General features: G+C 73.0%; 9 protein-coding genes. 6 read left to right on the forward strand and 3 right to left on the reverse strand.

Annotated features, from left to right (window positions below; translation table 11 throughout):
• Positions 1–161 precede the first annotated feature (161 nt).
• Together ACWCP2_RS37760 and ACWCP2_RS37765 are read right to left on the reverse strand one after the other, a co-directional pair.
• Entirely contained in the window at positions 162–1,568 is a 1,407-nt protein-coding gene (locus tag ACWCP2_RS37760) for a HEAT repeat domain-containing protein (protein ID WP_450913058.1), read from the reverse strand.
• A gap of 378 nt (positions 1,569–1,946) precedes the next feature.
• Complete coding sequence (locus ACWCP2_RS37765; protein ID WP_450913059.1) at positions 1,947–2,390, reverse strand: ankyrin repeat domain-containing protein; 444 nt, start codon at positions 2,388–2,390, stop codon at positions 1,947–1,949.
• A 280-nt stretch (positions 2,391–2,670) separates the two neighbouring features.
• On the opposite strand from ACWCP2_RS37765, the gene ACWCP2_RS37770 reads away from it, so the two are divergent.
• Complete coding sequence (locus tag ACWCP2_RS37770; protein WP_007262923.1) at positions 2,671–2,865, forward strand: hypothetical protein; 195 nt, start codon at positions 2,671–2,673, stop codon at positions 2,863–2,865.
• Positions 2,866–2,916: 51 nt separating this feature from the next.
• Entirely contained in the window at positions 2,917–4,554 is a 1,638-nt protein-coding gene (locus ACWCP2_RS37775; protein ID WP_450913060.1) for a hypothetical protein, read from the forward strand.
• A 23-nt stretch (positions 4,555–4,577) separates the two neighbouring features.
• On the opposite strand, the gene ACWCP2_RS37780 is transcribed toward ACWCP2_RS37775, so the two are convergent.
• Positions 4,578–6,080, reverse strand: coding sequence for an SCO1417 family MocR-like transcription factor (locus tag ACWCP2_RS37780; RefSeq protein WP_450913061.1), 1,503 nt, complete (start codon positions 6,078–6,080; stop codon positions 4,578–4,580).
• 145 nt (positions 6,081–6,225) lie between these two features.
• On the opposite strand from ACWCP2_RS37780, the gene ACWCP2_RS37785 reads away from it, so the two are divergent.
• The 4 genes from ACWCP2_RS37785 (at position 6,226) to ACWCP2_RS37800 (ending at position 9,869) form a co-directional block, all read left to right on the forward strand.
• Complete coding sequence (locus tag ACWCP2_RS37785) at positions 6,226–6,876, forward strand: hypothetical protein (RefSeq protein ID WP_450913062.1); 651 nt, start codon at positions 6,226–6,228, stop codon at positions 6,874–6,876.
• A gap of 73 nt (positions 6,877–6,949) precedes the next feature.
• Positions 6,950–7,720: a glycerophosphodiester phosphodiesterase gene (locus ACWCP2_RS37790; RefSeq protein ID WP_450913063.1), complete on the forward strand. Its 771-nt coding sequence runs from the start codon at positions 6,950–6,952 to the stop codon at positions 7,718–7,720.
• 68 nt (positions 7,721–7,788) lie between these two features.
• The gene (locus ACWCP2_RS37795; protein WP_450913064.1) at positions 7,789–9,183 is read left to right on the forward strand and encodes an MFS transporter; all 1,395 of its coding nucleotides are present in this window, start codon (positions 7,789–7,791) and stop codon (positions 9,181–9,183) included.
• Positions 9,184–9,494: 311 nt separating this feature from the next.
• The gene (locus ACWCP2_RS37800; RefSeq protein ID WP_007262928.1) at positions 9,495–9,869 is read left to right on the forward strand and encodes an RNA polymerase-binding protein RbpA; all 375 of its coding nucleotides are present in this window, start codon (positions 9,495–9,497) and stop codon (positions 9,867–9,869) included.
• Positions 9,870–9,944: the final 75 nt, after the last annotated feature.

Below are 9,944 nucleotides of genomic sequence, written 5' to 3' on the forward strand. Positions count from 1 at the left end.
CCACAACTGTCGAACGTTCGAACCAGGGCGCCTAAATCATGCAGTCCAGGCCGACACCCCACCCCGCCCCCGGCACCGGCCCCCACCCGCAGCCACCCAGAGCCCCGGCACACCCCAGCCCCGCCGGCGCTTGAGGCGACCGCCAGCGGCCCCGCCGGAGGCTACACCGCCGACTCCGGCGCTATCCGGCTGCGGACCGCCGACTGCACGTCCTCCTCCTCCGCCGGATCCGCCGCCAGGCGGCGCAGCCGGGGGGCGACACGGGCGTCGGCCGTTTCCGCGTGGCGGGCGGCCACCTCGCGGGTGGTCTCCTCGCAGTCCCAGAGGCATTCGACGGCGAAGCCCGCAGCGAAGGAGGGGTCCGTCGCAGCCAGGGCGCGCGCGGCGCGGCCGCGGAGGCCCGAGGAGGCCGTCTCGCGGTAGATGTGGCGCAGCACGGGGGCCGCGCAGGCGATGCGCAGCCGGCCGGCGCCGTCGACCAGGGTGAACAGCGGGGCGGAGTCCGGGCCGGAGCCGCGGACGGTGGAGCGGAGGGCTCCCAGGACGAGCGAGGCATCGCCCGCTCCGCCCCGGGCGGCCAGGAGGGTCGCCGCGGCCGTGCCGAGGGCGTCGGGGCGCTGGACCCAGCGCCGGGCCCGTTCGACGGCGGCGGGGCCGTTCATACGGGCGTAGGCGGCCACGGCCGGCTCGTCGCCGGCGGCTTCGATGAGGTCCAGTACGGCCGGGTTCTCCGGCTCGGCGAGGACCAGGTGGTGCAGCGCGGTGGCGCGGGCGGCCTCTCCGGACGCGCCTGCGGCGGCCGCCAGGATCGCGGAGCGGTCCTCGGGGGTGGCCACCGCGGCGAGGCAGCGGGCGGCCGGGACGTGCAGGGGGGTGCCCCGGCGCAGTCCGTCGGCGGCCCAGTCGAAGACGGCCTGGACGCCCCAGCCGGGCTGGGGGCCGCGGGGGGTCAGCTGGCGTTGCCAGCGGTCGAAGGAGCCCTGCTGGCGGGCGGCGCGCAGCCGCTCGGCGTGCTCGTTGGGCTGCGCCGCCTCTTCCCACAGGCGCCAGGGCCTGGGCTCGTAGGCGTCGCGGACGGCGGCGGCGAGCAGCGCCTCGCCCTCGGGGGTGGCGGGGAAGCGGGCGAGGACGGGGCCCGCCAGTGAGCGCAGTCCCTCGTCGTCGTCGCGCAGGGCGAGCTCGTCGAGGGCCCAGGCCCAGTTGGCACCCGTGGCGGCGTACCGGCGCAGCAGCATGAGCGCGTCGTCCCGGCCGTACGAGGCCAGGTGGCCCAGGACGGACAGGGCGAGGCCCGTGCGGTGGTCGTCCTCGTCGAGGACGTCGTCGACGCCGAAGAGGTGGTCCTCGATCTCGCCCAGGGGGCCGTCGAGGTCCAGGTACAGGCGTGCGTAGTACAGGGAGCGGTTCTCGACCTGCCAGTCCTGGCGCGGATCGCCGGCCACGCAGTGGTTGAGCGCCGCGAGGGCCTCGGCCCTGGGCGCCGCGAGTGCGTGCAGCGTGCCGTCGCCGCGGCCGCGCTGGAGGAGACCGAGCAGGGTTCCGCTCGGCGCTATGACTGGTTCGAACATGGGAATGGCCTCAAATCAAGCTGGGGACGCAACCGGGAATCGGAATTCACAGGGCCGCGTAACAGCTTGCGAGGACGTCCGCCGTCTGGTTCCGCTCGATGTAGACCATTGCCTTCTCACTCTCGTCGGTGCTTCTCGGCCAGGGCGGCGGTCCCCCGGCAGGAGTGGGGGTCGGACACCCGTTGTGTCCTGCCCGCTCCTGCCCGTCCGTCCTGGTCGCGAATCGAATCCGACGCCATGATGACCCAGGCGGTTTGTGCGCCGCGACCACATTTAAGGCCGCCGTGACCAACCCGTGAGGTCTGGACCAGCCGGAGAACCGGCCGGGAACCGGACAGGGACCGGGCAGGGACGGGACAGGGACCGGCCAGAAGCGGACTACTTGGCTCCGAAAAGTTCCAGCAGGTCGGCCTTGGCGAACATGCGGGCCGTGTCCACGGCGGAGGGCGTTCCGGCGTTCGGGTCGGCGCCGCCGGCGAGCAGGGCGCGGATGACGGCCTCCTCGCCCTTGAAGACCGCCCCGGCGAGCGGGGTCTGGCCGCGGTCGTTGGCGCGGTCGGCCTCGGCCCCGCGGGCCAGCAGGGCCGTGACGGCCTCGGCGTGGCCGTGGTACGCGGCGAGCATGACGAGGGTGTCGCCGCGGTCGTTGGTGAGGTTCGCCGGGACGCCCGCGTCGACGTACGCGGCGAGGGCCTCGGTCTCGCCCCGGCGGGCGAGGTCGAAGATCTTGGTGGCCAGCTCGATGACGTCCTCGTCGGGCACGCCCGCAGAGCCCTCGGAGGCCTGGGGGTCCTGGGAGCCGTTCTCGACGTGCTCACTCATCGGTCGTACCGCCTTTCACGGGCAGGGCTGCGCACGGCACTGCGTCCGTACGGGTGAAGCGTCAGAGTAGCGCCCGGACCTGCACATGAGAGGCGCGGGCCGAGGCAATGATCACCTTGCGGCCCGCGTGCCCCCAACCCGCCAGGCGCGCCAGCCGGGATGGGCCGGTCAAGTGAAAAATTGCCGCATTCACCCGTATGCACCTTTTATCGCATTGATACTTCCTGTGAGCCTGGAAGAACTGATGGTGACTGTCCCCACCCACCAGGAGAACTGACTCATGGTCCTGTCCATCTCAGGTGTCGTCCTGCTCGGCATCATCTGCTTCCTGTTCTTCAAGAAGGACGGCATGAAGCTGACGCACGCGTTCGTGTGCGCGCTCTTCGGCTTCTTCCTCGCCGGCTCCGCCATCGCCCCCAGCATCACGGCGAGCACGGCGAGCCTCGCGAGCCTGCTCGGCGGGATCAAGCTCTAGCGCCCCGCACCAGGCAACCACCCGAAGAACCGACAACTCCAGGAGACGCCCGTGGCCCGGCGCCCACTTCCCCGCATCCTCAGCAGCGGCACCGTGTCGCTGACCCGGGGCCGCGACTTCGCTCGCACGGCCGCCGACAGCGCCACGGACGTCCTCCATCCGCTCCTCACCATCGGACGCGGCCTGCGCGTCCTGGCCTCGGCCGGACGGCGCAAGTGGTGCGACACCCCCAAGGACAAGCGTGGTCCCGCGCTGTTCCTGGGAGTCGCCTGCGTCCTCGTGGTCGCACTCGTCCCCTACGGACCCCTGACCGCCCTGATCACCCTCATGGCGGTGGCGGCCTGGCAGGGACGCGACCGCACCCCGGTGAAGACCGGGCCCAGCGATGCCGAGACCGAACGGCTCGGCTCCCTCTACGAAGCCCTCGTGCCGTACTTCTCCATCCCGGAGGACCCCAGCCCCCTCTTCGCCCACGGCGGGGAGTGGGACAAGGCCTTCAGCGGCTACGAGTTCGACGAGGCGGGCCGCGTCACCCGGCTCCACATCCGCTACCCGGCCTACTTCACCGACGGCGAGGCCGCGTCACGGGCCCGGATCGAGGCACTGCTGCACGCCAAGTCCGGGCGCGGACGGGAGTATCTCTTCGACTGGGACGAGGAGGGCAACCAGCTCGACCTGAGCGTGCTGGCGGCGCTGCCCACGGGCATCGCCGCCCAGCCGTTCGTCACCTCCCCCGGTGAGACCGTGCTCGGTTTCACCGACCCCGGCAGCGTCCAGCGCACCCTGCCCGTCCTGGACGGCGACGAGCCCCGGGACGTGCCGCCGGTCATCTGGCGCACCGGCTCCCGCTCCGCCGAACCCCATCTGCTGGCCGTGGGCCAGCCCGGCAGCGGTACGTCCACGCTGCTGCGCTCCATCGCCCTGCAGGCCCTGCGGCACGGGGGCGACGTATTGATCGTGGAGGGCGGCGGCTCCGGCGAGTACGCCTGCCTGTCCGGCCGCGCCGGTGTCCTCGCCGTGGAGTGCGGGCCGACCGGGGCGCTGGCCACCCTGGAATGGGCCGCCCGCGAGACCGAGCGGCGCCTGATCGCCACCCACCGGGCCCGCGAAGCCGGCCGGCCCGCCCCCGAGGACACCCGGCGTCCGCTGTGGATCCTGCTCGACCGGCCCAGCGTGCTGGCCCACCTGGCCGCCGCCGAGGGCGCCCCCGACCCGATCGCGCAGCTCCAGGTGCCGCTGCGGCACGGGCGCGCCGCGCACGTCACCGTGGTGGTGGCCGAGCAGTTCGACCACCTGGAGCTGCTGAACGACTCCGTCTGGCAGCACACGCGGGCCCGGGTGGTGCTCGGAGCCGCCACGATCCAGCAGATCGCCGATGTCCTGGGGCTGCCCCCGCACACCACGCCGACGCCCGTCCTGCCGCCGGGGCGCGGGTACGCCCGGCTCGGCGCGGGTCCGGTGCACCGGCTCCAGGTCCCGGCCACGCCGGACCCGTACGACGAGGCCACACATCCGGGGCACCGGCAGGCGGTACTGGACCTGCTGCCCGAGCGGCAGGCGCCGCCCAAGCCCGTCCCGGACCACGTCACACTGGGCAAGCCGCTGCACATCGTGCAGCCGCCCGCCCAGGCGCAGGGCCCGGCGATCGACGCCTCGGAGATCCCCGAGGTCCCGGCGGACGCCCCGTAGGGCGCGCCGGGGGCCGCCCGGTCCTACGCGACGAAGGTGCGCGGCGGCTCCGCCCCGCCGCCGCCCGCTCCGGTGGCGACCAGCCGGGCCGCGGCGGCCAGCCGGGACGCCGCTTCCTCGGCCACCGGGCCGCCGACGGTGAACGGCAGCCGGACGTACCCCTCGAAGGCCCCGTCGACACCGAACCGGGGCCCCGAGGGGACCCGTACGCCCACCCGCTCCCCCACCTCGGCGAGCCGGGAGCCGGAGAGTCCGCCCGCGCGGGCCCACAGGGTCAGACCGCCGAGCGGGACCCGGAACTCCCAGTCCGGCAGCTCCCGGCGGACCGCCGCCACCAGCGCGTCCCGGTTCTCCCGGGCCTGGTCGCGGCGGATCTCCACGGCCTGCTCCCAGCCGCCGGTGCGCATCAGCCAGTCCACCGCGAGCTGTTCCAGCACGGGCGTGCCGAGGTCGGCGTAGGCGCGGGCGGCCACCAGGCTGCGGATGACGTCGGGGGCCGCGCGGACCCAGCCGATGCGCATCCCGGCCCAGAAGGCCTTGCTGGCGGAGCCGACGGTGATGACGGTGGAGCCGGCCGGGTCGAAGGAGCAGACCGGGCGGGGCATCTCCAGGGACGGGTCGAGCTGCAGCTCGACCATGGTCTCGTCGGCGACGAGGACGGTGCCGGCCGAGCGGGCCGCCTCCACCATCGCGCGGCGCTGCTCGTCGGAGGCCAGGGCCCCGGTCGGATTGTGGAAGTCGGCGACGACGTAGGCGAGGCGGGGGGCGGAGTCGCGCAGGACCTGGCGCCAGACGTCCATGTCCCAGCCGGTCAGCCCCTCCCCCATGGCGACGGGTACGAGGCGGACTCCGGCGGCGCGCATGAGCTGGAGGATGTTGGCGTAGGAGGGTGATTCCACGGCGATCCGCTCGCCGCGGCCCGCGAAGAGGCTGCAGATGGCGTCGATGGCGCCCATCGCGCCCGTGGTGACCATGATCTGCTCGGGCATGGTCGGGATGCCGCGCTCGGTGTAGCGGTCGGCGAGCATCCGGCGCAGCGCGGGCAGTCCGGCCGGGTAGTCCCCGTGGGTGTGGGCGTACGGCGGGAGTTCCTCCAGGGCGCCCTGGACCGCCTTGGTGAGCCAGGGCTCGGGGGCCGGGAGGGCGGCGCAGCCGAGGTCGATCATCGAGCCGAGGGACTCGGGGGGCAGCGGCTCCAGGCCGCGGGCCGGCATGGGGTTGCCGGCGGGCACGGAGGTCCAGCTGCCCGCGCCCCGGCGGGATTCCAGGAACCCCTCGCCGCGCAGGGCCTCGTAGGCGGCGGCGACGGTGGTGCGGCTGACGGAGAGGGACAGGGCCAGCTCCCGCTCGGCGGGGAGCCGGGCGGCGACGGGGATGCGGCCCTCCAGGACGAGCATGCGGATGCCGTCGGCGAGCGTGCGGTACGCGGGCAGTTTGCGCCCGCCGGGCGGAGCGGTCCGGCCCTGCTGGGAGGTGATGAGCCGGCCGAGCTGTGCGGCACCCACAGCCGAGGTCCACTGCGCCATCTGTCCGGTCCACCTTCGTCACATTGGCCCCTGCCGGCCCGTGGAGGCCGGCATTGGATTGGTTCTGCCGGGTCCAGGGTGCCACGGATGCCCCCGCGTGAAATGGGGAGGCCCCGAGCCCGGCCCCGCCTGTAGCGTCCGGAGCGTGGCCCTCGACCTCTTTCCCGGCGGCATCCCGGACCTGACCCGGCGCGCCCGGCACTTCGTCGCCGTGCACTGCGTCCGGGGGGACGCGGCGGACATCGGCGCCCACCGGGAGCGCTGGCTCGCCGGGGGGATTCCCGCGCGGGAGATCGACCGGGCGGAGGTCTACGCGGCGCGCTGGGGCGGCCTGGTGATGCCGCCCTCGCCCCTGTTCGAGGGCGGCCCCAAGGTCCTGGACACGGACGTGCCCGAGGGCTCTTCGGACGAGGGGTGGTGGATCCCCGCGGGATTCCCGCGGTGCTCGGTCAATTTCGGGTTCGTGATCGGGCCCGGCGGCGAATTCGGCGTCCACGGCGAACGGTGGACCCCGCTGCACGCCACGGTCGAGGGATGGATCGAGGCGCAGGCGCTGGCCCATGACGCCTCCCGCGGGGCGGAGCGGGTCGTCAGGCTCACCGGCGACGCGGTGGACGGCCTCGACCTGACCGGCTTCGAGCGGGTGCCCGAGGTCGCGGGGCTGGCGGACGACTGGTGGCGGGGACCGGACTCGCTGGTGGCGGTCCACCGGGGCGAGGCGCTGTACTACGGCGTCCCGCGGTACCGGGCCGCGTACGTGTACTCCGGCGTCGATCCGTGGCTGCTGCGGGGCTGAACCGGCGGGCCGTTCATCCGCCGGCCACCGGGGGTGCTCCCGCGGCGGCGGGAGCAGGGGGCATACTGCCGCGGTGACGCACGTACGCCTCCCCCACCCTTATCTCGACCACCCCGGTCCCATCCCCTTCGCGCACCGCGGCGGGGCCGCGGACGGGCTGGAGAACACCGCCGCGGCCTTCCGGCGGGCCGCCGCCGCGGGCTACCGGTACTTCGAGACCGATGTGCACGCCAGCGCCGACGGGAAACTCGTCGCCTTCCACGACGCCACCCTGGACCGGGTCACCGATGGGCAGGGCCGCATCCGGGAGCTGCCGTGGAGCCGGATCCGTGAGGTCCGGGCCGCCGGGAGCGAGCCCCTCGCGCTCTTCGAGGACCTGCTGGAGGAGTTCCCGGACGCCCGGTGGAACGTGGACATCAAGGACGAGTCCGCCGTGCACCCGCTGGTCGGCCTGATCGCCCGGACCGGGGTGTGGGACCGGGTGTGCGTGGGCTCCTTCTCCGAGCGCCGGGTCGCCCGGGCCCAGAAGATCGCCGGCCCCCGGCTGGCGACCTCGTACGGGGTCGCGGCGGTGCTCGGGCTGCGGCTGCGCTCGTACGCGATCCCGGCGGCGCTGCGCGCGGGCGCGGTGGCGGCCCAGGTGCCGGAGACGCAGGCGGGCATCCGCGTGGTGGACCGCAGGTTCGTGCGGACGGCCCACGAGCGGGGGCTCCAGGTGCACGTGTGGACCGTGAACGAACCGGAACGCATGGAGGCTCTCCTGGACCTGGGAGTCGATGGCATCATGACCGACCGGATCGACATCTTGCGCACGGTGCTCGACCGGCGCGGAGCCTGGGCCTGACCGGCCCGGACGGCTGCGCGCCCGGTGGCGGCGGCCGCAGCGGTACGGGGACCAGCGAGGGGGCACCAATGAGCGCGCAGACGACGGAAGACGCGGAACCGGGGGCCGGGGACGGCAGACCGGAGGACTCCGGGACCGAGGCGGCGGCAGCGGCGCGCAAGCGCGAGCAGCACGGCTGGTACTTCTACGACTTCGCCTGCTCGGTCTACTCCACGAGCGTGCTCACCGTGTTCCTCGGCCCGTACCTGACGGCCGTGGCCAAGGCCGCCGCCGACGCCGACGGGTACGTCCATCCGCTGGGGATCCCGGTACGGGCCGGCTCCTACTTCGCGTACTCGGTCTCGGCCTCCGTGATCGTGGCCGTCCTGATCATGCCGCTGGTGGGCGCCCTCGCCGACCGCAGCGGCCGCAAGAAGCCGCTGCTGGCGGCGGCCGCCTACACGGGGGCGGCGGCGACCGCCGCGATGTTCCTGCTGGGCGGTGACCGCTATCTGCTCGGCGGGCTGCTCCTGATCGTCGCCAACGCCTCGCTGTCGGTCTCGATGGTGCTGTACAACGCCTATCTGCCGCAGATCTCCACCCCGGAGGAGCGGGACACCGTCTCCTCGCGCGGCTGGGCCTTCGGGTACACCTCGGGCGCCTTCGTGCTCGTACTGAACCTGGTGGTCTACCAGGGCCACGACTCCTTCGGGCTCACCGAGGGCGAGGCCGTACGGATCTGCCTGGCCTCGGCCGGGCTGTGGTGGGGGGCCTTCGCGATCGTCCCGCTGCGCCGGCTGCGGGACCGGGCCGTGGTCCGGGAGCCCGGGGAGGGTCCGCCCGTCAGCGGCTGGAAGCAGCTCGTGGCCACCCTGAAGGACATGCGGCGCTATCCGCTGACCCTGTCGTTCCTGCTGGCCTACCTGATCTACAACGACGGCGTGCAGACCGTGATCTCCCAGGCCTCCGTCTACGGCTCCGAGGAGCTGGAGCTGGAGCAGTCCACGCTGATCGTGGCCGTTCTGCTGGTCCAGATCCTGGCGGTGGCGGGTGCGCTGGGGATGGGCCGGCTGGCCGTCCGGTACGGCGCCAAGCGGACGATTCTCGGATCGCTGCTGGCCTGGGGCGTGACGCTGGCCGCCGGATACTTCCTGCCGGCCCGGACCCCGGTGTGGTTCTTCGCACTCGCCGCGATGATCGGGCTGGTGCTGGGCGGCAGCCAGGCGCTGTCGCGCTCGCTGTTCTCGCACCTGGTTCCGGCGGGCAAGGAGGCCGAGTACTTCTCGGCGTACGAGATGAGCGACCGGGGGCTGAGCTGGGTGGGGCCCCTGGTTTTCGGGCTGACGTACCAGGCCACGGGCAGCTACCGGGACGCGATCATCTCGTTGGTGGTCTTCTTCGCACTGGGTTTCGTGCTGCTCGCCCGAGTGCCGGTGCGGCGCGCGGTGGAGGCGGCGGGGAATCCTGTACCCGAGCGGATCTGACCAGGGATCCGACGGATCCGAGGGGCTACGGGCGCGCGAATTCGGAACGAATTTCGACGTTCAAGCTAAGGGCCGGTAGTGTACGCCTTTGGCCTGCCAGGCGGACCGTTACTGCGTGCTTATGAAGTGAAGACGTTGGGTGACATCTGCTGCCAGATGTGACAAAACGGGCACTGGTGGGTACAACAAGGGGCGGTACGACGGGCGACGCATGACCCGGAGCGGGAATCTATACCGCCGACCGGACGTTGACCGGATGACGACGACAGCGACACCTGTCCTGTGGGCGACAAGCCCGGGAGGCACGATTCATGAGTGAGCGAGCTCTCCGCGGTACGCGGCTCGTGGTTACCAGCTACGAGACGGACCGCGGCATCGATCTGGCCCCGCGCCAGGCGGTGGAGTACGCATGCCAGAACGGACATCGATTTGAGATGCCGTTCTCGGTTGAGGCAGAAATTCCGCCGGAGTGGGAGTGCAAGGCGTGTGGCGCCATGGCACTCCTGGTGGACGGGGATGGGCCCGAAGAGAAGAAGGGCAAGCCTGCGCGAACGCACTGGGACATGCTCATGGAGCGGCGCACCCGCGAGGAGCTGGAGGAAGTGCTGGCCGAGAGGCTCGCGGTCCTTCGTTCCGGCGCCATGAACATTGCCGTGCATCCGCGGGACAGCCGCAAGTCCGCCTGACAGCCGGACGCCACAGCGGCACGCACAGCAAGACAGCACGAAGCGGAGGGGCCCACCACACACCGTGTGGTGGGC

Source organism: Streptomyces sp. NPDC002104, from assembly GCF_053593795.1.